The sequence below is a fragment of the Mesorhizobium sp. RSR565B genome (assembly GCF_054719465.1).
The window spans coordinates 1,259,081-1,280,154 of the sequence record NZ_JBTTIE010000001.1; the positions used below are offsets into that span (position 1 = coordinate 1,259,081).

At 62.2% G+C, this 21,074-nt stretch carries 17 protein-coding genes and 2 pseudogenes; 5 read left to right on the forward strand and 14 right to left on the reverse strand.

The genetic code is table 11. From position 1 onward, the window contains the following. Positions 1 to 25 precede the first annotated feature (25 nt). Positions 26 to 967 carry an amidohydrolase family protein gene (locus tag ACYG9R_RS06130; protein WP_023692366.1) on the forward strand — a complete coding sequence of 314 codons (942 nt, stop codon included), beginning with the start codon at positions 26 to 28 and terminating at the stop codon, positions 965 to 967. Here ACYG9R_RS06130 and ACYG9R_RS06135 read toward each other — a convergent pair. Genes ACYG9R_RS06135 through ACYG9R_RS06150 form a run of 4 tightly spaced genes read right to left on the reverse strand, consistent with a single transcriptional unit; the run spans position 941 to position 5,450 of the window. Beyond that, complete coding sequence (locus ACYG9R_RS06135) at positions 941 to 1,912, reverse strand: ABC transporter permease (protein ID WP_023723358.1); 972 nt, start codon at positions 1,910 to 1,912, stop codon at positions 941 to 943. The two genes, ACYG9R_RS06130 and ACYG9R_RS06135, sit on opposite strands and share 27 nt — an antisense overlap. Next, positions 1,909 to 2,874: an ABC transporter permease gene (locus ACYG9R_RS06140; protein WP_023710147.1), complete on the reverse strand. Its 966-nt coding sequence runs from the start codon at positions 2,872 to 2,874 to the stop codon at positions 1,909 to 1,911. Before ACYG9R_RS06140 ends, ACYG9R_RS06135 begins: the two co-directional genes overlap by 4 nt. Next, positions 2,871 to 4,370: a sugar ABC transporter ATP-binding protein gene (locus ACYG9R_RS06145; protein ID WP_023723359.1), complete on the reverse strand. Its 1,500-nt coding sequence runs from the start codon at positions 4,368 to 4,370 to the stop codon at positions 2,871 to 2,873. Before ACYG9R_RS06145 ends, ACYG9R_RS06140 begins: the two co-directional genes overlap by 4 nt. A 27-nt stretch (positions 4,371 to 4,397) precedes the next feature. Further along, positions 4,398 to 5,450: an ABC transporter substrate-binding protein gene (locus tag ACYG9R_RS06150; protein WP_031199274.1), complete on the reverse strand. Its 1,053-nt coding sequence runs from the start codon at positions 5,448 to 5,450 to the stop codon at positions 4,398 to 4,400. Between the two features lie 235 nt (positions 5,451 to 5,685). Here ACYG9R_RS06150 and ACYG9R_RS06155 point away from each other — a divergent pair, with 235 nt between their 5' ends. The 4 genes and pseudogenes from ACYG9R_RS06155 to ACYG9R_RS06170 all read left to right on the forward strand — a co-directional run. Beyond that, the gene (locus tag ACYG9R_RS06155; protein ID WP_023686799.1) at positions 5,686 to 6,486 is read left to right on the forward strand and encodes an IclR family transcriptional regulator; all 801 of its coding nucleotides are present in this window, start codon (positions 5,686 to 5,688) and stop codon (positions 6,484 to 6,486) included. 1,486 nt (positions 6,487 to 7,972) lie between these two features. Beyond that, positions 7,973 to 8,290: a hypothetical protein gene (locus ACYG9R_RS06160; protein ID WP_023704493.1), complete on the forward strand. Its 318-nt coding sequence runs from the start codon at positions 7,973 to 7,975 to the stop codon at positions 8,288 to 8,290. A gap of 47 nt (positions 8,291 to 8,337) precedes the next feature. Then, a complete protein-coding gene (locus ACYG9R_RS06165) occupies positions 8,338 to 8,466 on the forward strand; it encodes a hypothetical protein (RefSeq protein ID WP_023729077.1) in 129 nt (42 codons plus the stop codon). Positions 8,467 to 8,647: 181 nt separating this feature from the next. Further along, positions 8,648 to 8,776 (forward strand): annotated as a pseudogene (locus ACYG9R_RS06170) (glutathione-dependent formaldehyde dehydrogenase); the annotation flags it as partial. 1,032 nt (positions 8,777 to 9,808) lie between these two features. On the opposite strand, the gene ACYG9R_RS06175 reads toward ACYG9R_RS06170, so the two are convergent. The 10 genes and pseudogenes from ACYG9R_RS06175 to ACYG9R_RS06220 all read right to left on the reverse strand — a co-directional run bounded on the left by ACYG9R_RS06175 (position 9,809) and on the right by ACYG9R_RS06220 (position 21,017). Beyond that, positions 9,809 to 10,567, reverse strand: coding sequence for an SDR family oxidoreductase (locus ACYG9R_RS06175; protein WP_023697267.1), 759 nt, complete (start codon positions 10,565 to 10,567; stop codon positions 9,809 to 9,811). Positions 10,568 to 10,680: 113 nt separating this feature from the next. Then, on the reverse strand, positions 10,681 to 12,273 hold the full coding sequence (gene ggt, locus ACYG9R_RS06180) for a gamma-glutamyltransferase (protein ID WP_023823650.1): 1,593 nt from the start codon (positions 12,271 to 12,273) through the stop codon (positions 10,681 to 10,683). Between the two features lie 43 nt (positions 12,274 to 12,316). Beyond that, positions 12,317 to 13,030, reverse strand: coding sequence for an ABC transporter permease (locus tag ACYG9R_RS06185; RefSeq protein WP_023712992.1), 714 nt, complete (start codon positions 13,028 to 13,030; stop codon positions 12,317 to 12,319). Then, entirely contained in the window at positions 13,030 to 13,743 is a 714-nt protein-coding gene (locus ACYG9R_RS06190; RefSeq protein WP_023689287.1) for an ABC transporter permease, read from the reverse strand. Before ACYG9R_RS06190 ends, ACYG9R_RS06185 begins: the two co-directional genes overlap by 1 nt. Before the next feature lie 29 nt (positions 13,744 to 13,772). Further along, a complete protein-coding gene (locus ACYG9R_RS06195) occupies positions 13,773 to 14,621 on the reverse strand; it encodes a transporter substrate-binding domain-containing protein (protein ID WP_023823652.1) in 849 nt (282 codons plus the stop codon). Between the two features lie 71 nt (positions 14,622 to 14,692). Further along, positions 14,693 to 15,367 (reverse strand): GntR family transcriptional regulator, encoded by a 675-nt coding sequence (locus ACYG9R_RS06200; RefSeq protein WP_023823653.1) that lies wholly within the window; start codon positions 15,365 to 15,367, stop codon positions 14,693 to 14,695. Positions 15,368 to 15,642: 275 nt separating this feature from the next. After that, positions 15,643 to 17,783 (reverse strand): annotated as a pseudogene (locus tag ACYG9R_RS06205) (beta-galactosidase). 24 nt (positions 17,784 to 17,807) lie between these two features. Then, positions 17,808 to 18,710 (reverse strand): carbohydrate ABC transporter permease, encoded by a 903-nt coding sequence (locus tag ACYG9R_RS06210; protein WP_023735739.1) that lies wholly within the window; start codon positions 18,708 to 18,710, stop codon positions 17,808 to 17,810. Beyond that, on the reverse strand, positions 18,710 to 19,630 hold the full coding sequence (locus ACYG9R_RS06215; protein WP_023823654.1) for a carbohydrate ABC transporter permease: 921 nt from the start codon (positions 19,628 to 19,630) through the stop codon (positions 18,710 to 18,712). The genes ACYG9R_RS06210 and ACYG9R_RS06215 overlap by 1 nt, the downstream gene beginning before the upstream one ends. Positions 19,631 to 19,706: 76 nt before the next feature. Further along, the gene (locus ACYG9R_RS06220) at positions 19,707 to 21,017 is read right to left on the reverse strand and encodes an ABC transporter substrate-binding protein (protein WP_023823655.1); all 1,311 of its coding nucleotides are present in this window, start codon (positions 21,015 to 21,017) and stop codon (positions 19,707 to 19,709) included. Positions 21,018 to 21,074: the final 57 nt, after the last annotated feature.

Sequence of the window (21,074 nt, forward strand, 5' to 3'; positions counted from 1 at the left end):
GCCGGTCACAGCCTGAGAGAGATACGTGCCAGAACCTTACGCCGGACCGATCATCGACGCCCATCATCATCTTTGGGATCTCAGACTGGGACGGCATCCCTGGCTCGCCGCCACGGCCAGCGAGCGCGGCGGCCTCGGCGAGCTTGGCCCCTTGCGGCGGAACTATCTGCCCGGGGATTATGCGCGCGATGCCATAGGGCATAATGTCGTCGCCACCGTCCATGTCGAAGCCGGCTGGGCGAGTGGCGACTGCATCGGAGAAACGCGCTGGCTTGAAACACTCGACAAATCGCGCGGCGTCGCCGCCCGCTATGTCGTTCACGTGCCGCTCGCCGATCGCCAGGCGCCGGCGCTGATCGAAGCGCAAGCCGCGTTCGAGCGTGTCGCCGGCGTGCGCGACATATTGAGCTGGGATCCCGACCCTGCCCGCCGTTTTGCGGCCCGTGACGGCATCATGGACGATCCGGCCTGGCGCGCCGGGCTTGCCTTGCTTGGCCAGCATCGGCTGGCCTTCGACATGATGGTGTTTCCGCGCCAGCTCGCCGACGCGGGGCTGCTTGCCAGGGCCTTCCCCGATCAGCAATTCGTGCTCAACCATTGCGGTAGCCCGATCGACCGCGACGCCGATGGCATGCAGGTGTGGCGCGACGGGCTGCGGCTTCTGTCGCAATGCGACAACGTCGCCATCAAAATATCGGATCTGGTCGCCTACGATCATGACTGGACGCTCGACAGCCTGAAGCCCGTCGTCCTGCATTGCATCGATTGTTTCGGCACCGGTCGCGCCATGTTCGGCAGCGACTTTCCGGTCGCCGGCCTGCATGCCTCGTTCGATGACATATATGACGGCTTCAAAACCATCACAGCGGACTTTTCCGCCGACGAGCAGACGGCGCTGTTCTTCGGCAACGCAAGGCGCATCTATCGGCTCGACGATGTGTCATCGGCGCGCCTGCTCCCGGCCTGAGAGCAGCAGCAGGCCGAGGATCAGCGAGCCGAACAGGATGCTGCGCCAGCCGGGCGATGCGTTGACGACGGTGATCAGCGCGGTGATGGTGACCAGCAGGATGGCGCCGGGGATGGTGCCGGCATAGGTGCCAAGCCCGCCGAGGATCGAGGTGCCTCCGAGGACCACAGCGGCAATCGAGGCGAGCAGATAGGGATCGCCGATGCCGACATAGCCCTGTCCGTTCATGCCCAACACGAGCACGCCGGCAAGTCCCGAGCAGAAGCCGCTGATGCCGTAGACCGCAAGCGTCGTGGACGTGACCGGAACACCGGACAGCGCCGCGGCAAGCGGGTTGGCGCCCATGGCGAAGATGCGGGCGCCGAGCGATGTCGCATGCATCGTGGTCAGCACGATCGCCGACACGACCACCCACAACAATACGCCAGCGGGAATGCCGGCCGGCCGGCCATTGCCGAGCCAGTGGACCAGCGGGTTCTCGGCGGTCACGGCGCTGCCGCCGGCGATGATGATCAACAGACCCTGCAAGAATGTCGCCATGGCCAATGTCATGATCATCGGGTGGACGCGCAGCAAAGCGACGCCGAGCCCGTTGACCAGGCCGATTGCCGTGGTCAGCACCAGAACGGCAAGAATGGAGGTGATGCCGGTCGGATCCACCTGCCACGACAGCAGCGGCAGGCTGACGGCGCTGACCGTGACGATGGCCGCGACGGAAAGGTCGATGCCGCCGGCGATCACCACAAAAGTCTGGCCCGCGGCAACCAGGCCGATGACGGCGCCGAGCTCCACCAGATAGCGCAGATGGCCATAAGCGCCGAAGCCGCGCGAAACGAAGCTCGCCACGATCCAGACCGCGGCAACGATGGCAACGGTGAGAAACGGCCGGCTGCGCAGGACCGTCAGGGCGCGTTTGCCGCCCGCGCTGTCATTCCATGCTGTCATTGCTGTGCCTTGCGGAATTGCGGGATGGCGACCGCGCCGATGATGATCAGGCCCTGGGCCACATATTGTGCGACCGGCGTGAAGCCGAGGAAGAACATGACGCTGATCATCAGGCTGAGCAGCAGGCTGCCGGCAAGCGCGCCGCGCATCGTGCCCTGGCCGCCGAGGAAGCCGATGCCGCCGAGCACCGCAGCGGCAATCGAGTTCAGGGTAAAGGCGGCGCCGATGACCGGGTCGCCCGAACCGGTCTGTGCGGCGACGAACAAGCCGGCGCCAGTGGAGAGCAGACCGCTGATCGCATAGGCCGCAATGCGCGCGCCGTCGACCGGCACGCCGGAGCGATAGGCGCCGACCGGATTCTCGCCGGCGGCATAGAGGCTCAAGCCAAGCGGCGTGGCGAGATAGAGCTTCCACAGGAGAATGATGACCACCAGCAGCACGAATGCCGCCGGTGTGTTGCCGGCAAGCAGGTCGGACAGCCACGCCGGGATTGCGCCGCCGGGCCGCGGCAGGATCAGCAGTGCGGCGCCGCCGATGATGAACGACCCGGCAAGCGTCACCACGATCGCCGGCAGGCGAAGCCGTACCACGATGAAGCCGGTCGCCGCCCCGATGCCGAGGCCCGTCAGCGCCACTGCGGCAGTGCCCCCGGCGACGCCCAGCGGCCCGGCCATCGTCGTCGCGGCGATGACCGCGCCCAAGCTGACCGTCGCGCCGATGGCCAGGCTGATGCCGCCGGTGAGCATCAGGATGGCCTGCGCCATCGCGACCAGAGCCAATGGAAACCAGCTCTGCGTGAATTTGGCGAAGCCGGACGCCGTGAACAGACCCGGAAAGAGGACGCCATAGGCGATGAGAAACACCAGGACGACGGCAAACAGGCTGCGCACGCCGACATTGCGACGCAGTTGCACCGGCCAGTAGAGCGCGCCGGTCTGCCGGGCGGAGGAAGATGTGTTCATGCCGCAACCTTCCGCTGTTCGGCGCCCATCGCCGCGGAGACGATGGCTTCCTCGCTCAGCGCTCCACGCGCCAGCATGGCGACGATGCGGCCTTCGCGGACGATGGCTACACGGTCGCAAAGGTGCACCAGTTCGGGCGTGTCGGAACTGAGCAGCACGACCGCCTTGCCGGCGGCGGCGAAATTGCGAAGCATCATGTAGATCTCACGTTTTGTTTCGACGTCGACGCCGCGCGTCGGATCGTTGAGCAGAAGCACCAGCGGGTCGTGCGGCATCCATTTCGCCAGCGCCACCTTCTGCTGGTTGCCGCCCGATAGAGCCTGCGCCGCCCGGCCGAGGTGACCCTTGATGCCGAGTTGGGCGGCAAGGCTTTTGGCCGTCTCGCGCTCTGCGCGGCGGCTGCGCAGCTTCAGCGCCGGCAGCCTGGCAAAGGCGGGCAGCATCATGTTGGTGATGATGGGATGGATCAGGTGCAGGCCCTCGCGCTTGCGATCCGCGGGCACATAGGCCAGCCCCAGCGCGTTGGCTTTCGGCACGCCGCCGGGCAGGCCGGAGGCGCCGTTGACGGTCGCCGACGCCGTCCGTGCCGGAATGGCGCCGTAGAGACCGAGCAGCAGATCTTCCTGCCCTTGCCCGACCAGGCCGCCAATGCCAAGCACTTCGCCCGTTTTGATATCAAGATCGACGTCGCGCATCAGGCCGGCCGAAAGATTTCGGACAGAGATAGCGTCGGCAGGCAAACTGGAAGGCTGCCATTGCGGAAAAAGATCACCGGGATCGCGGCCGACCATCAGCCGAACCAACCCGGCGGCGTCGGTGCCTTCCAGGGTGCGGTCGGCCGTGCAGGTGCCGTCCTTCAGAACGGTGACGTGCTGGCACAGCGCCATGACTTCGTTCAGTCGGTGCGAGATGTAGAGAATGGCGATGCCTTCGCCGCGCAACCGCTGCAGCAGATCGGTGAGAATTTTGGTTTCGGTTGCCGATAGCGACGATGTCGGTTCGTCGAGAATGAGCACGCGCGGCCGGCGGTAGAGCGCCTTGGCGATCTCCACCATTTGGCGGCGGCCGAGCGACAGATGCCCGACCGGCGTCGACAGCGGCTCGTGCAGCCCGACAAGTTCGCATGCGGTCCTCGCCCGCGCAGCGAGTTCGCGGTAGTCAATCAGGCCGAACCGTTTGGGATAGGCGCCGAGACCAATATTTTCGGCGATGGAAAGACTGGCCGTCAGGCTGAGTTCCTGCTGGACGACGGCGATGCCGGCCTGCCGCGCAACAGCCGGCGTCATGCGTGAGACCGCGCGTCCATCGACCTCGATCGTCCCGCTATCCGGTCTCAAGGCGCCGGACAAAAGGTTGATCAAGGTCGACTTTCCGGCGCCGTTCTCGCCGAGCAGCGCATGCACGCGGCCCGGCTGGAGAGCGATTGAAACGTCGCGCAGGACGGGGTTGCCGAAGAAAGACTTCGACACACCCCGCGCCGCGAGCAGCGGAGCCATGGTTGTCAACGCTACAACCCTTCAGGCTTATTTCTGAGCCAGCAGCTTCTTGAACAGCTCCTCATCGTAAGTAGAAAAGATGTAGCCGTCAGCCGGGAAGTCCTTGGCCCGGGCGAGGTATTCGTCGATGTTGGAATTGTCGATTACCGGCAGCGGAATCTTGACGAAAGCCGGCACATCCTTGCCTTCCAGCGCCTGGACGGCAGTGTAGGTGGCGAAGGCGCCGAGCCAGTTCGGCTGCATCGTCGCCCAGCTCTTCAAGCCCTTTTCTTTCCAGAGTTCCAAAAACTGCCGGGCGTTCTCACCGGTGATCGGCACCTGTTCACGGCCCTGCTTGTCGAGGGCCAGCACGGCGCCTGCCGACAGAGCGCCGCCGAGCGACAGGATGCCGTCGATCTCGGGGTTGGCGAAGAGGAGGCTGGTGACGGCTTCCTGTGCCGGCGCGACGTTGTAGGGCGTGTTGGTCTCGGCAAGCACCGTCACGTCGGGATGGGCCTTGAGCTCAGCGTCGGCGCCTTTGCGCCTGTCATCGCTGACCGAAACCCCGGCGGGGCCATTGAGGATCAGGATCTTGCCCTTGCCGCCGATGGCGTCGATCAGGAACTTGGCGGCCTGGTCGCCCCATTGCGAAGAATCGGTGTTGACCTTGGCGGTGACCTTGTCGGTGTCGACGAGGCTGTCGAAGTTGATGATGGCGATGCCCTTGGCGCAGGCGTCGGCCAGAACGCGTGCCGGTGCGGTCGACGAACCGGCGATCAGGATGATGGCGTCGACATCGGAATCGATCATCGACTGAATCTGCTGGATCTGGACGTTGGCATCGCCCTGAGCGTCGGTGACGACGAGCTTGTCGACCAGTCCCTGCTTCTTCAGGGTCTCGACTTCGGCTTCGATCGTGCCTTGGGTCTGCTTCATCCAGGTCGGCACGGAATAGATGTTGGCCCAGCCGATCGTGTACGGCGCCTTGCGGTCGCCCTTGATGCAGTTGGCGGCGGCATTGGCCTGCGAGGCGACGCCAAAGCTCAGCACGAGACCGAGGCAAAGCGCGCTGGCGGATGCGAAAAACGGTGATTTCATCATGACTGTTCCCTTCAGAGGTTGTGGCCTCGACGTGCAGAACAAGGGCGAGGAAACCCGTCGGTCGCCGGGTCTTGGAAACCGTGTGTCCTCTCGGGATTTGTCTGCGTCAGGCTCGTTAGTTTGTCTGGCATTTCAGACAATGTGTCTGTATATCGGACAAATTGGATGCTAGACCTAGCCTTGACATCTTTCAAGCGCCTTGAGACGAGAACCGAAATGATTTTGGCGGATGGTCATGAGCGACGGCACTAACGATGCGATCGGGAAGGAAGCCGGCGCGGAGCCGCGCAACGGCGAACGACGACGCGGCATTGACCGCGTCATCATGCTGCTCGAGGCGTTGCTGCGGCACCGCGCGCCAATGCGCGTCGGCGACATCGCCAAAATGATCGGCGCGCCGCGTTCGACCACCTACGAGATCGTCAACAGCCTGCTCGACGCCGAAATGCTCGAAAACGTCGGCGGTGAAGGTTACGTCTATTTCGGACGCGCCATGCATCTGTTCGGCTGGGCCTACTCACATCACAATGCCCATTACCGTCGCATCATCGAGACCTTGGATAAGTTGGCCGCCGAGACAGGCGAGACGGTCCAGCTATGCGGCCTGCGTGGCAACAAATACGTCGTTCTGGACTGCCGAGATTCGCCGGGCCCGTTCCGGATCTCAAGCGATGTCGGGGTCGAGGTGCCGATCCCATGGACGGCATCCGGACGGCTGCTCCTCGGCCATATGAACGAGCAAGAGTTGAGGGACTTCATCCCATCTGGCGACTACAAGCTTCCCGACGGCCGCATCATTGCACCAGCCGAATTCTTTGCCGATGTTGCCCTGGCCCACCGGCAGGGTTTCAGCGAGACCGCCGCTCTGGCGGACCGCTTCACCTGGTGCATGGCAGCGCCCATCCACGACGGCCACGGCGCCATCAAAAGGACCTTGTGTCTGGTGTTACCCGTCGACACGCCGGAGCCACGGCGCGACGAACTGCTTGCCTTGCTGCGCGAGCGCGCCCGTGGACTGTCTCTGGCGGGAGGCTGACGATCAGCCGTCGTGCCCTCTGGTTGAAGCCTCTTAAAGGCACATGGATTCCGCTCTTCCCCATTGGTTCCATTTAGGTTCGGGACCTTAGTCCCATAGTCGGTGGATAAGGTCCGAACCAGGGAACACGCAACCGGAAGCCACATTAGGAGAAGACCGTCGATCAAAGTCCCTTCATCGCCGGTTGAGGATCCCGCCGCTCTTACTGTCGAGAGCGCGGCGGGATCCTTATGCGCGGAGCGAGCACATGAGATTTGTCGAAATTTTCACAGATGTGCTTACGGCCCTGCTTCTCGCTTTATTCGTGTGCGGGATATTCGCTGTTTTCGGAGGCCATCTGGTTCCTCCACGCTACGCAAAGATGGTGTTGCTGCCGGACCTCGATAAGATGACGACTGCATCATCTACACCCAGCTTGCCCGATTCCATCGACTTGCAAGTTCAAAAGCGCCCAGAGGTGCAAAGGCCTGCCGGCGTGACACAGCGCGGAGTCGGTCTGGAGCCGCCAGTGCCATCCAGCAAGCGGTAAGAATCAGCGGAGGTTTTCGTGGCTCCCCAGCTATCAGAGAGCGCCGGCGATTATTGACAGACCCGGCTCTTGAAATTGGCTGAAATCGCCGCTCCACATTTCCGCATCTGTTTGAATTGTGTTTATCAACTAGTGCGAACGCTATGGCGAAGCAGGTTGAGTTGGCGGCGTTCCTGGCTGATCCCCGCCAGTGCTTGATCGCGGCGTGGGATCCTTGTCGAGCTTGGGATTTCGGTCCACCGGTTCGCCATTCACATCGTCGGCCTTGGAGTTTGCAGGGTCCGTTTGGCCAGGATTTGGGCTGTAAGTATCTGGCGATGGAACCCGGCTGTTTTGTTGTGTCGCCGGTGTCTTAGCCTGCTCGCCATAGATTTCAGCGATCCCCCAGGCAACGAGCGCCAAGACAAGGCCTGCCAAGAGCACGCCAAGGACCGGTCGCCCCAAGCCACCCTGCCTGGCCCGCTTTTCCGGAATGTTTCTGCTCATGATCGCAACCTTGGGCTAAGAGGAGTGGCCCGCGCTCCAGGAGCGAAGACGCGGGCAGTCAAGAGCTCCGGATGTTGGCCATGCGGCGAACAGGGAACTCGCTGCACATACCGAACTCGCTGGCGCTGTTGATGTTCCCACGGAATCCAAACAGCGCGCCGCCGGGAGCCGGACTGGCAATTTGGGTTGGAGTGGCTGGAACGAGCCAGCTCAAGGTCAACGAGCGGCGGTGTGCGTAAGCGGGCATTGCGAGCCAGACTGGAACTTTGCCGAATCTGCCGCGTTGCCGACCATGGCCGACTACAACGAAACCACCATCCGGTGCTGACCGGTTGCAAGGCCGCGTTGCCACCAGGGACATCTGTTTGAAGGCTATCTGAAATTTGCTCCTCGTTGTCGGCGATTCCGCCCAATGGAACATCCTGATCCGCTCGCGGTTGGGGAAGCCCGGGCCAGCTCAGGAGCATCATCATGAACGTCGAACGTAACCCGGCCGAAGACAGAGGCGATATTCAGTCTGGGGTGACAGAGGACAAGACGCCGGGATTCGACCCGGCGGCGGCGCCTATGGAAACCGATGCCGAAGCGGCAGACACCGGCGCCGTGCCGGTTCCCGCAGCGACGGGCACGCCGGCTTTCGCTAATCAAGCAAGCTTCGCCAATGCGATGCGGCGGCCGGACGACGAGAGCGCCCCGGCCCCGAGTAAAAACGGCCCGGTGCTGGCCATTGTCGCGCTTGTCGTCGTTGCCGCCGTCGTGTTCGTTGTCGCCGCGATGCTGGCGCGATAGCAGATCCTGCGCTTGCGCCAAACCTCTGCCCTTGGACGCGTTCAAGGATGTGGCCGTGGGCAGCAGGCGATCAGCGGCTGGAAAAGCAGGTTGCAGCCGCGCATGCCACGCCGGCCGGCACCCCGACCGAGCAGCATTGCGGCATGGCCGAACCCGGCTCGGCCGCCAAGGGTTGAGGCCGGATGCTCGTTCGAAGCGGGAACATTTCACATCAAGCCAAGTTCGGGCTCGCAGAGCTTGTCGTCAAGGAACAGCACATGAAGGCCCTGACATGGCACGGCAAAGGCGACATACGTTGCGAACAGGTGGCCGATCCGACGATCCAGGATGAACGCGAAATCGCTGCAGAAAGTTCGGAACGGCGATATCGACCCGTCATTCGTGATCACCCATCGGGCTGGCCTCAAGGCCGGGCCCGCACTTTACAAAACCTTCCGCGACAAGGAGGACGGCTGCATCAAAGTCGTGATGCGCCCGCACGGCTGACCGTTCTGTCCAATGGCCCGACTTTGTTGTCCGGCCGTCTGCATGCTGAAAAGGCGAGAGTTGAAAATGGCCAAGGACAAACCCGTATCGACAAACCCGGCCGCCACACCTTCGGTCAGATCGCCTGAGGCCGCCGGCCTGCCACATCCCCGTCGCGATGCTGAAGACAGCGATTCCGGCGCCAAGCCGACGGCGCCCAAGACCGCTGGCGCCCAGCAAGCGTCCAGATCGCCGCTCGACAGCCGCGTTGCAAATCGCAATGCCGGCCGTCCTCGTCAGGCAGGCACGACACCTCGGCCGACCGACGAACCGCTGGAGTAAAATGAAACCTTAGATGCGGCGCGGGTATCTGCACCGCGGTGTGTGTGCAGTCAGGGTCTTCCTGCCTGCCGACAGCGCCATACAGGTCTTGATCTCCCGTGGATCGCCGGGATCGGCAATCAAGACTTTAGCGGGAAATTCGATGGTACCGTTGGCTGGATCGGCTTCGGCTCTACACGATTGTATTTACTATGTTTTTCCTAGCGTCGACAGCCGATTTGTATCACAATAGGTATCACAACGCGTAACACATTTTCTGCTACTTCATGGTACATAACCACACGCGGTTGAAGCCGGCGCTACGATGCCGCTTCTCGGCCGCTTTCATCAATTGATCTGCCAAGTCGCTGGCGGCGATCGGATCGTCTCGCGCCGCAATGGGGAGTTGCTCGGCAACCCACCCTGTCCAAAAACTTCAGTCCGGGAACACTCAAAATTCCAAGCGGGGTGCGCACCGGGCTGAAAGTCCGGCGTTTTTGTCCATATCTCGTCGTACCAACGACAGAGATACATTGATGCCGAAATTCTTATCACCGGTGCTTCGTCGGGTTTCGGTCTCGCCACGGCAGAACTCTTCCTTGCTCGGGGTGGGAGGTCGTCGCGACCATGCGCACCCCCACGCACACAAACTTCAGCCTCGGCGAATGCGTTGGCGATGCTATTTCGCTTTCCATAACCCGCGACCTGATCGTGAACGACCTCGTTTCGGAGTCAGCCCTTGCGCTCCTGAAGACTGTTGCCGCCGTCGACCACCAACAGGGCGCCGTTGACGTAACTCGCGCCTTCCGATGCCAGGAACACCACCGCTGCGGCAACCTCGTCCGGTCGCCCGGCCCGCGCCGGTGGCGTGTGCAGGGCAGCTTGCCGCTCCATTGCGCTAGACGAGCCCGTTTCGATCCAGCCGGGGGCCACGGCATTGGCCGTGATGCCGCTTTTTGCCACTTCGAGCGCCAGCGTGCGCGTCAGGCCGACCATGCCGGCCTTGGCGGCGGAATAGGCTGCTGTGCCTTCGAAAGACACCAGCGGCCCGGTAACCGACGCCACATTGACGATGCGCCCATAGCCTGCCTCTACCATCGCCGGCAAAAACGCGCGGGTGACCAGGAATACGGTCTTCAGGCTGACGTCGATCCCTTGGTCCCAGTCTGCCTCGGTCATGGCAAGAAACGCCTTATCGGACGAGGGCGATGCCAGCGAACCCATGCCGGCATTGTTGACCAGGATGTCGACAGCGCCGACATCAGCCCGCAGCCGCGCGACTTCGGCCGCGATGGTGAGATCGGCGACCGCAGCTTTGGCATTGATGCCCTCGGCGCAAAGTTCGGCGGCGCGATCGAGTACACGCGCGCTGGCACCGTTCAGGAAAACGGCATGACCGGCAAGACCGAGCTGCCGCGCTATGGCAAAGCCGATGCCGTCGGCAGCACCCGCCCCGGTGATCAGTGCTCGCTTGATGATAGAAGAAGGCATGGTCAAATCAGACTCCGCTGGTTGCTACGAGGATGAGCCCATAGGCCCAAGTATGCGAGATGGCCGGACAGTGGCCTCGACCTTTGTTCCTCGTCCAACACCTGTGTAGCGTTCTAAATGCCGATTGCGCAGCCGTCCTTGCGTGGGTCTGAACCGCCCTGCAGCGTTCCATTCATCCAGTCGATCATGATCGCTTGGGCGCCCCCGATCGGCTCTTCCGCCGGGACGATGCGGAATCCGCGACCGGCCAGTTCCTCCTGAACCGCGACTGGAAGCGTGCTCTCGACCTCCACGTCCATCGTGCCAGGAATTGGAAAGACGCGGGGCAGATCAATGGCTTGCTGAAGGTCGAGGCCAAAATCAAGAACTTTTGACAGGAAGTGCGCGTGACCCATGGCCTGATACGCTCCACCCATCACACCGAAAGGCATAACAACGCGCCCATCCTTCACCAGCATGCCCGGAATGATCGTGTTCAGCGGGCGCTTGCCTGGTTCGATAACGTTTGGGTGGTTGGGATCCAGCGAAAAACTTATACCGCGATTGTTGAGTATCACGCCCGAGCGCGCCGCGACGATGCCGGAGCCAAAACCATAATAGATCGAGTTGATGAAACTGACGGCGTTGCGATCCTTGTCGACGACGGAAATATAGACCGTGTCGCGATGCACCGGAATATCTAATGAAGGAAGATCCGCGCGCGCGCGGCCAAGATCAATCATCCTCGCCAGACGATCCGCCGTCGCGCTTGAAAGCAGTTGCTCGACCGGCACCGCCACCTTCGCCGGGTCGGCGAGCAAAGCATCGCGCGCCGCATAAGCAAGTCGCGTCGCCTCGATCTCGATGTGCAGCCGGTCGGCGGATTGAGGGTCACCCTTGGCCTCGAAGCGCGACAGGATATTGAGGATCATGAGCGCTATGACGCCTTGGCCATTTGGCGGACATTCGTAGACGTCGTGGCCGCGGAAACCTGTCTTTATCGGCGTCACATATTCGCCCCTGGCCCCCATGAAATCATCCAGTGTGTGCAAACCGCCGAGGCTTCGCAGGCGCGAAACCATGTCCTCGGCAACCTCCCCCATGTAGAAGGCGTTGCGTCCATCCGTAGCTATCTTGCGGAATGTTGCGGCGAGTTCTGGTTGCCGGTGCACCTCGCCGATCCTCGGCGCCCGCCCCCCAGGGAGAAAGATGCGTTTTGCGCCAGGATCGGCGGAAAGCAGCGCCGCCTCCTGTTCCCAGTCGAAATGCACGCGTGGGGAGATGGCGTAGCCGCTTTCGGCGAACTCGATCGCAGGAGCGAAAAGCTTGCCCAGCGGCAGTTTTCCATGATCGGCGTTGAGCTGTGTCCAGGCGTCCACCGCTCCGGGAACCGTTACCGCATGCGGTGAGTGACGCTCGATTTCTGTGATGCCCTGAGATGCATACCAATCGGCTGTTGCAGCCGCAGGGGCACGGCCGGATCCGTTGTAGGCGATGATCTCGCTGGACCCTTCTTTCGACATTAGGACGAAACAGTCTCCGCCGATGCCGGTAGACCCCGGTTCGACCACGCACTGTACGGCGCTGGCGGCGATGGCCGCATCGAGTGCGTTGCCCCCCGCCTCCAGAATCCGAACGGCCGCAAGCGTGGCCGACGGATGGGACGTCGCAGCCATGCCATGCCGTGCGACCACGACCGAACGGCTTGGTTTCTCGAAATCTCTCATACGCGAAAAACTCCCTAGAACGATTGCAGTGAGCGCCAGCCGATCACGCAGGACTGGTCGCAAGGCCCGATGCCGGGCGCAGATGCCGTGACAGATTGTATTCGAGCCGGCCCAGTGTCCGGGTGATGATGAAATTGAGGATCAGGTAGATAGCGCCGGCGCAGACGAAAACTTCCATGGCCCGGTAGGTTTGCGAAATGATGCCCTGGGCGATGCCGGTGATTTCCATCAGCGTAACGATGGATGCAAGTGAGGTTCCCTTGACCATCAAAATGATTTCGTTGCCATAGCTTGGCAAAGCCTGGCGCAGTGCGATCGGCAGGACGATGCGGCGCAAGGTCATCAGTCGCGTCATGCCAAAGGCCTGCGCCGCCTCAATCTGGCCGGACGGGACCGACTGCATGGCGCCGCGGAGGATTTCACTGCCATAGGCTGCGGTGTTGAGGGTTAGCGCGAGGATGGCACACCAATAAGGTTCGCGGAAAAGGCCCCACAAACCAAGTTCCTGCAATGTCGGCCGAAACTGGCCAAGGCCGTAGTAAATCAGGAATATCTGGACCAACAGGGGCGTGCCGCGAAACACCGCGACGAAACCCTTGATTGGCCCGTCAATCAAGGGCTGGCGGAGGCGCTGGGCGAGCGCCAAAGCCAAGGCGAGGATGGCGCCGAGCAGGATGGACGTGCCGGCCAGCTCAAGCGTCAGCGGCAGGCCGGCAAGCAGCTTCGGTAGTATTTCGGCGAAAAAGGCGAAATCCATCACACTCTCCGAATGCCCCGAAGCGCGCGGCGTTCAGCGCGCTTGAACAGCAACCCTGTCGCTGAGGCGATGGCCAGGTAAAGCGCGGCGGCAGCTGTGTAGAAGAGAAACGGCTCGCGAGTCGATCCGGCCCCGATCTGTGCCTGACGCATCAGTTCGACAAGCCCGATTACCGAAATCAGCGCTGAATCCTTGAGCACCAGTTGCCACACATTCCCTAGGCCCGGGATGGCGTAGCGCATAAGCTGGGGTGCGATCACCCGGCGCAACATGAGCGCAGGCGGCATGCCATAGGCGCGCGCTGCTTCGATCTGGCCGCGGTCGATGGCGATGTAGGCACCGCGAAACACCTCCGCCTGATAGGCACCCGAAATTATGCCGATTGCCGTGGTGCCTGTGGCGAAAGCCGGCAATCCAAGGAATCCTTGGGCGCCAAACCAATGGCCGACCGCAGTCAGCGCCATGCTACCGCCGAAATACAGGAGATAGATGGTCAAGAGGTCGGGAACGCCCCTGAATACCGTGGAATAGGCATCGGCGAGCAGGCGGAGGGAGCGCGACCCGCTGACCCGGGCCGCAGCTGCCAAGGCGCCGATCACCGAGCCGACCATAAATCCGGCGACCGAAAGCAGAAGCGTTACGAACGCAGCGCTGAGCAGCGCCACCGCCCAGCCGCCGTCGCCAAACCCTAGCAGACGAACGCTATCCAGCATCGGCTAGTTCGCGCTCCGGGAAGGGCTTCTCACTTGGGCGGCGTGACGTCGGCCTTCAGCCATTTCAGCGAAAGCTTTTTGATAGTGCCGTCGGCAATGGCTTCATCGATCGCCTTGTTGAACATCGCCTTGAGCACGGTATCCTGCTTGCGCAGCCCTGCCCCAGTGCCCCGTCCGAAAACCCCGCCGAGAAAGCCGGGACCAGCGACCGTGTAGCCTGAGAATTCCGGCTTGGCCAAGGTTGCCGCCAAAGCGGTCTGCTGTGCAAACAGGGCATCCACACGGCCGGCCGCGAGATCGAGGTCGTGCTGTTCCGTGGTTTTGTACTCGCGGATTTCGACGGCGCCGTCGAAATACTTTTTCAGGAACTCCAAGTTCGCCGTCGCAGCCTGGACGCCGACGATCTTGCCGGCGATCAGCGGCTTGATCTTGTCGATCGCCGCCTTGGCAGGGGCCTTGTCTTCCAGTTTTATCTTCTCGGTCGAACCGGCCAACGCAGCGAGCGGACTGTCCTTCGCCACGGCGAACCCGGAAGGATCGATGGCGTAGGGTTGAGTGAAGTCTATGACTTCAAGTCGTTTGTCGGTGATAAACATGCTCGCCATGATGACGTCGAACTTGCCAACTGTCAGCGCCGGGATGAGCCCATCCCAGTCCTGCGTAATGATGGTGCAGTCAATTTTCATACGCTCACAGAGATTGCGCGCGAGCTCGACCTCCATGCCATCGGGCTTTCCATCAGCGGTGGTAAAGTTCCAGGGCGCATAGGCGCCCTCCGTCGCTATCGTGATCTTCTTTGGCGTATCCTCGGCTGAAGCCGACAGAGCGGCAGCTAAGCTCAATCCGGCCGCAAGACATGCAATGGGTAATAGTTTCATGGTTCTGTTCCCCTTTTTTTCGGCCCTGCGAGGGCACTTTGTAGAACTCGAATATCCCTTAGCCGACTACCTCAACGTCGGCTCGGGCTCGCGAACTCTGCCAGCAGCGGCGCCGTGTCGAGAATGTGGCTGCGCATGACCGCTTCAGCGGCTCCGGCATCGCCGCCGCGTAGCGAATCGATCACGGCCAAATGCTCCTCCGCGGCGCTGAGCGGTTTTTCGACATAGTCGAACCAGATGCGCAGATAGGGCTCGATGGTCACATGCAGGGATGCGATTTGCCGAATAAGCTTCGGGCGGCCGCTTAGATTGCAAATGTAGCCGTGAAATTCCTGGTGCCGTGTCACCCAATCAGCGCCGCCGGCAGCGCCACTGCGCTCCATCCGGGCCAACAAGCGCTCAAGTTCGGCAATGGTTTCGGTGTTCATCCGAGGCATTGCCAGGCGAACGGCAAGCCCTTCCAGTACCGAGCGAATCTCGAATGTCTCGTAGATCTCGTCCAGCGTCAGACCAGCGACGATACAGCCACGATTGGGGCGGATCACAACCAGCCCTTCGAGTGCCAGCCGCTGGAAGGCCTCCCGCACGGGCATCCGGCTCATACCGATCTCGGCCGCGATCTCTTCCGGGATGAGCCTGTCGCCTGCTCGGTAACGCCCGAGACGTATTGCAGATTGCAGATGTAGAAAAGCTTCCTGCTCCGCAGTGGCCGGCGTCTGGGCGTAGGGAACTGCCGAATGGCTCATCTCGGGATCAACGCGTTTGGATTTTTGTATCCACAAATACAATAGAGTTCTGTCGCGCAGTCAAGGCAAATCGTCAAGAGCCCTTAGAGGCCGGCGCGGTCCCCTGATACCGCCTCGTATCGCGCGCCCGAACTTGGCGCAAACGCGGCACGGCTTCTCATCGAAAGGATCAAGGGACGTACGAAAAGCGTGTTCGTGACGGTCGCGCTGAAAGTCGTGGCACGTGGCAACACAAAGATGCCTGGAGCGTTTCCCAAGGCCTCGCGCCAATATCCCTAGTCGAGTTCGATGATGCTGCAGCCATAGGCCGGGAGCGACAGCCTACCGCCGCGTACTTTGCCATCGCCGAGCAAATCCTTGCCCGCGGGGACATTGCCGATGCTTGCCGGCTCGCCCAGCGTGTTGAGGATGAACAGCAGGCGGCGGTCCTTGCTCTCGCGGATGGTCGCTTCGACGCCGGCCGACATGTCTGCGATGAGCGGCACGATACCGGCGGGCGCCAGCACTTGATCGGCCAGCACCTCGACCAGAGCGTCGCTGAGGTACGTGCCGAGGTAGATCACCTTGCCCTTGCCGACTTTGCGCGAAGTTATCGCGGCTTGGCCCTCGGCGAAGCGGCTGGCCCAGCTGCCGATAACCTCCGTGCCGGGCGCGACGTTAAGCAGCTCATAAAGATGCGCCGCCGTCACCTGCGCATTCCCGATCTTGAGCTCGTATTGGCGGCTCGCCGACGTCGCTGGCAGCTTCTTGCGCACCGTATTGGCGCCGAAGCGGCCGCCATGCTCGAACAGGCCCTCGCCGCCGATCGGCGTCAGCAACCCGAACTCCTCGACCGTGATCCCGGCCAGCGCCGAGAGCGTCTTGCCCGGCGAGGTGTCGCGGATGACGTGGTTGTTAACGTCGCGTGAACCGGTGCGGCCGCCCAGGATTACCGTTCCACCCGCCTTGGCGAAGGCCTCGATCCGCGCCGTCCACGCATCGGTCCATTTCAGCCAATGCGGCACGTAGAGCGCCTTGAGCTTGCTGAGATCATCCTCGGGATGGTTGAAGCCGCAGGCGATGTTGTGGCGGTAGCAATAGCGGTGCAGCAGCGTCGCATCGTCCTGCGGGCTCGGCATGCCGATGGGGCAGGAGCGGTGCATCTCTTGATTGTCGAAATCTGATCCGGCGATGCCAAATCCATGCGCACATGCGTGCCGAGGATCTTGTCCTTGAGCGCCGTGACCTCGCCCGCAAACTGCTTGGCCTCGTCATAGCGCCGCCGCGGGATGTCGTCGTGATCGATGATGCCCATCCAATAGATCTCGGCGCCGAAATGCGCCGGCCGCCAGCGGAAGAACATCACGCCATCGGCGCCGCGCGCTACTGACGTATAGGCCATGCGGCGCATCTCGCCGGGTTCGGGCGTCAGCGTCGAGAAGTTCGGCTGCGCACCGAAACCCGATTGCTGCTCAGGCACGATGAAGTTGCCGGTGAAGCCGCGGCAGATGTCGAGACGCAGCGCCTGTACCTCGCCGACGCTGCCGACCCGCTGCATCTCGTCATCGAGATGCGGGTAGATGTCGAAGCCGAGAAAATCGAGATCGGTCGAGAACTCGCCGCGGAAGTCGATGTCGTCGATCCGCCCCAGATTGTGGAAGACGAACCAGTCTGGATTGGTCTCGCGCAGGATCAGCACCTGATCGTGCTGGAACCGCGCCGTGACGAAGGCGAGGAAGCGGTGATAGTCGACCACATGGGTCGGCCCGACCGGGGCAGGCGCGTAGTCGAGGGGCAGCACCACTTGATCGAAATCGTCGTAGGCGGTGGCCCAGAAATGCCCGCCCCACGCATCGTTGAGCGCGGCGATGGTCTCGTACTTGTCCTTGAGGAAGGCCTGGAACTCGGCCAGCGTCACCTGACCGTAGGACAGCGATCCAGAGGTATTGAGCTCATTGTCCGTCTGCCAGCCGATGATGTGCGAATTGTCGCGATAATGCTGGGCCATCGCTTTGGTGATGCGCTTCGAATGCTCGCGGAACACTCCGCTCGCAAGATTGCTGTGCTGGCGCGAGCCATGGCTCATGGCGCGGCCATTGGCATCGACGCGCAACACTTCGGGATAACGCGCCGTCAGCCAGCGCGGCGGCGTCGCCGTCGGCGTGCACATGATGGTCTTGATGCCAGCCTTGCCCAGCACATCTATGGCGCGGTCGAACAAAACGAAGTCGAACGTCCCCTCACGCGGCTCGATAATATGCCAGGCGAATTCCGCAAGTCGCACCGCGTTGAAGCCCGCGGCTGCCATGCGGTCGGCGTCGCGCTGCCAATAGCTCTCATCGACATGCTCCGGGTAATGCGGGGTACCGACGAGGAAAGTGTCGGTCGCGATCGGCCGCCAGACAGAGAGCGGCGCGGATTTCGAGGCAGTCGTCATAGTCGGAAAACTCCAGGCGATAGTCTACTTGATGGCGCCGGCGGTGAGGCCGCCCTGCCAGAACCGCTGCAGTAGCAGGAATACCACGATGACCGGGATGATGCTGACCAGAGCGCCGGTTATGATGATCGAGAACAGCACCTGTCCTCCGCCACCGCCCTGCTGCGCGAGCTGATACCAGGTCGCAAGGCCCACCGTGATCGGCTGATATTCCGGCGTGCGCAGCACGATGAGCGGCAGGAAGTAATTGTTCCAGGTCCCGACGAATGAGAGCAGCGCCACAGTCACCATGCCCGGCGCCACCAGCCGCAGCACGATGGCGCGGAAGATCACGAACTCGCCGGCGCCATCGAGACGCGCTGCGTCGAGCAGTTCGTCGTCGACGCCCTGCTCGATATAGACGCGCATCAGATAGACGCCGATCGGCGAGATCATCGAGGGCAGGATCACGCCCAGCGGATTGTCGCTGAGTCCCGAAAGCGCCAGCAGCAGGAAGGTCGGCACGACGAGGGCCGTCTGCGGGATCATCACAGCGCCCAAGACCAGCGCAAACAGCAGATTGCGGCCGACGAATTTGAATTTGGCTAACGCATAGCCTGCCGCGGTAGCCAAGATCGCGGCACCGAGCCCGGCGACGCTCGAATAGAGCACGCTGTTGAACATCCAGCGCATGAAGACGCCGTTGTCGCGCGCCAGAAGATCGCTCAGATTCCGCCAGAGGTTGAACTCCGTGCCGAAGCCGAAGCCGAACGTGGTGAACAGGTCGCCATTCGTCTTCGTTGCCGACAGGACCAGATAGGCCAGCGGCATGAAGCTGTAGAGGAGGAACAGTGACAGCAGCAGCGTGAGCATGATCCGCGAGCGCCGCCTTTCGCCGGGCCGGCGCTTGGCAGCCTCGAAAGTGGCGATGTCGGTGGTCGCAGTCATCATTGCTCCGACCGACGGCGGTTGGCGATCAGGGTGAAGATGTAGGAGGCACCGGCGATCACGATGCCAAGCACGAACGAAACGGCGGCCGCATAGCCATACTGCTGGTTCTTAGTCGCCAGAGAATAGGCATAGAGGTTCGGCGTGTAGCTCGAATTGATGGTGTTACTGGCGAGCGCGCGCATCAAATACGGCTCATTGAACAGCTGCAGTGTGCCGTTGATCGAAAAGATGATGGTGAGCAGGATCGCCGGCCACAGCAGCGGCAGCTGGATCAGCCGGGCAAATTGCCAGGGCGAGGCGCCGTCCATCCGCGCGGCATCGGCGAGGTCCGACGGGATCGCCTTCAGCGCGGCGTAGTAGATCACCATATTGTAGCCGACATATTCCCACGTCACGATATTGGCCAATGAGAAGATCATCGCGCCCGGCGATAGGAAGTCCGGCGGCGGCAGGTTGAACGCCTTGGCAATCTGCGTGAACGGGCCGAAGGTGGGGCCGTAGAGATAACCCCAGATGATCGTCGCGATCACGCTCGGCACAGCGTAGGGGAGGAAGAAGCCGAGCCGGAAGACGCCCTTGGCATAGACCTGGCCACGATCGAGCACGATGGCGAACAACAACGCCAGGGCCAGCATGATCGGCACCTGCACGATGCCGAACAAAACGAGGTTCCACACGCCGCCCCAGAATTTGGCGTCGTCCGCGACCTTGATGTAGCTGGCTGCACCCGCGAACTGCCGTCCGCCCACCAGCGTGTCGCGGTAGAGGCTCATGTAGAACGCATAGACCAGCGGCGCGACGATGAAGGCGATAAACAGCAGCATGAAGGGCGCCAGGAACAGATAGGGCGCCAGCTTTCGTGACGTAAAACCGCCCGATCGCGCTGGGCGCGTCGCTGCGGCTGGCGAGTTCGACAATGCCCTGGTCCCCATCCTGCAAGATAAAGAGATCGGGCGCGCCATCAAGGCGCGCCCGGCCGGTGCCCGGGAGGAGTTAGGCCACGGTGAAGCCTTGGTCCTTCGCGTAGGTGACCACGGCATCCTGGACACGGTCGAACGCATCCGACAGCGTGCCGTTGCCGCTGATCGAAGCGCCGAATTCATCGGACATCGACTGGTAGAGGAAGCCCTGGAACGGGCTCCACTCAAACGGCGCCACGGCACTCGCTGATTTGGCAAACACTTTGTTCACCTCCTGGCCGCCAAAGAATTCCGGCTTGGCGCTCGCCCATTCCGGGCTCGACAGCAGCGCGTTGGTGCAGGGGAAGAAGTTTTGCTTGGTGGTGTAGAGCTTTGTGGCTTCGGGATTCGTATTCAGCCAGATCGCGACTTCGGCGGCCTCGGGCAGATGCTGGGTCGCTTTCATCACGGCCAGCGCTGAGCCACCCCAAGCGCCAGTCACGAACTTGCTCGCGTCCCACTGCGGCAGATCGGCGGCACGCCACTTGCCCACGCTGGTCTTGGCGACCGAGGTCAGGAACAGCGGACCCCAGCCCGCAGCGAGCCAGGTGGCATAGCGACCCGAGTCGAGGCCGGTGTACCACTCATTGTTGAAGCCCGGCTTGGTCTCGATAACACCCGCGGTGATAAGGTCCTGCCAATAGGCGGCGAAGTCCTTAGCAATCTTGTCGTTGATCCTGATCACGAGCTTGTCGCCATCGCGGCTGACCGGCTTCCAGCCCATCGGCCACAACAGACCCAAGACCCAGTCGGCGTTGGCTCCGAACGGCGCGTCGGTCATGAACACATTCGGATCGGCCGCATGGATCTTCTTGCCCGCATCGGCAAACCCGGCCCAGGTGGTGGGCGGCGTGATCCCATGCTTGTCGAAGATGTCCTTGCGATAGAGCATCGCCATCGGACCGTAATCCTGCGGCGTGGCGTTGACCACATCGCCCCTGGCGACCTGCGCCCATAGGCCTTCGGGGAACTCGCCCTGAAGGGCATTGGCGTACTGGCCGATGTCTGCGAGGGCGTCGACCTGGCGGAAGCTCTCGAGGTGCTGGTATTCGATCTGGGCGACGTCCGGCAGGCCGCTGCCCGCCTGCAGGCCCGCGCGGAGCGCGTTATACAACGGGTCCCCCTGGCCGGGATTCACGAGTTCGATCCGGATGCCCGGATGAGCGGTGTTGAACATGTCTACCTCAAGCTGGAGATTTGGCACCCACGACCACACAAGCACCTTGACGGGCTCGGCACCGCGAACTGTCGCAGGCAGACCCGCTACCGCAACGCTCGCACCTGCAACTTTCAAGAAGTCACGACGCTGCATCATCCGCCCAAGCGGATTGAAAATCTTCGTCATTGAAGTCCTCCCACGAAAGATACGCTCCCACACGACGCAGGACGCGGTTTTTCTTTC

Bases quoted from the DNA above. Each gene is read 5' to 3' on its own strand.
- ACYG9R_RS06135 (WP_023723358.1), bottom strand. From the start codon at position 1,912: ATGACAGCATGGAATGACAGCGCGGGCGGCAAACGCGCCCTGACGGTC.
- ACYG9R_RS06140 (WP_023710147.1), bottom strand. From the start codon at position 2,874: ATGAACACATCTTCCTCCGCCCGGCAGACCGGCGCGCTCTACTGGCCG.
- ACYG9R_RS06145 (WP_023723359.1), bottom strand. From the start codon at position 4,370: ATGGCTCCGCTGCTCGCGGCGCGGGGTGTGTCGAAGTCTTTCTTCGGC.
- ACYG9R_RS06150 (WP_031199274.1), bottom strand. From the start codon at position 5,450: ATGATGAAATCACCGTTTTTCGCATCCGCCAGCGCGCTTTGCCTCGGT.
- ACYG9R_RS06155 (WP_023686799.1), top strand. From the start codon at position 5,686: ATGAGCGACGGCACTAACGATGCGATCGGGAAGGAAGCCGGCGCGGAG.
- ACYG9R_RS06160 (WP_023704493.1), top strand. From the start codon at position 7,973: ATGAACGTCGAACGTAACCCGGCCGAAGACAGAGGCGATATTCAGTCT.
- ACYG9R_RS06165 (WP_023729077.1), top strand. From the start codon at position 8,338: ATGTGGCCGTGGGCAGCAGGCGATCAGCGGCTGGAAAAGCAGGTTGCA.
- ACYG9R_RS06175 (WP_023697267.1), bottom strand. From the start codon at position 10,567: ATGCCTTCTTCTATCATCAAGCGAGCACTGATCACCGGGGCGGGTGCT.
- ggt (WP_023823650.1), bottom strand. From the start codon at position 12,273: ATGAGAGATTTCGAGAAACCAAGCCGTTCGGTCGTGGTCGCACGGCAT.
- ACYG9R_RS06185 (WP_023712992.1), bottom strand. From the start codon at position 13,030: ATGGATTTCGCCTTTTTCGCCGAAATACTACCGAAGCTGCTTGCCGGC.
- ACYG9R_RS06190 (WP_023689287.1), bottom strand. From the start codon at position 13,743: ATGCTGGATAGCGTTCGTCTGCTAGGGTTTGGCGACGGCGGCTGGGCG.
- ACYG9R_RS06195 (WP_023823652.1), bottom strand. From the start codon at position 14,621: ATGAAACTATTACCCATTGCATGTCTTGCGGCCGGATTGAGCTTAGCT.
- ACYG9R_RS06200 (WP_023823653.1), bottom strand. From the start codon at position 15,367: ATGAGCCATTCGGCAGTTCCCTACGCCCAGACGCCGGCCACTGCGGAG.
- ACYG9R_RS06210 (WP_023735739.1), bottom strand. From the start codon at position 18,710: ATGACTGCGACCACCGACATCGCCACTTTCGAGGCTGCCAAGCGCCGG.
- ACYG9R_RS06220 (WP_023823655.1), bottom strand. From the start codon at position 21,017: ATGACGAAGATTTTCAATCCGCTTGGGCGGATGATGCAGCGTCGTGAC.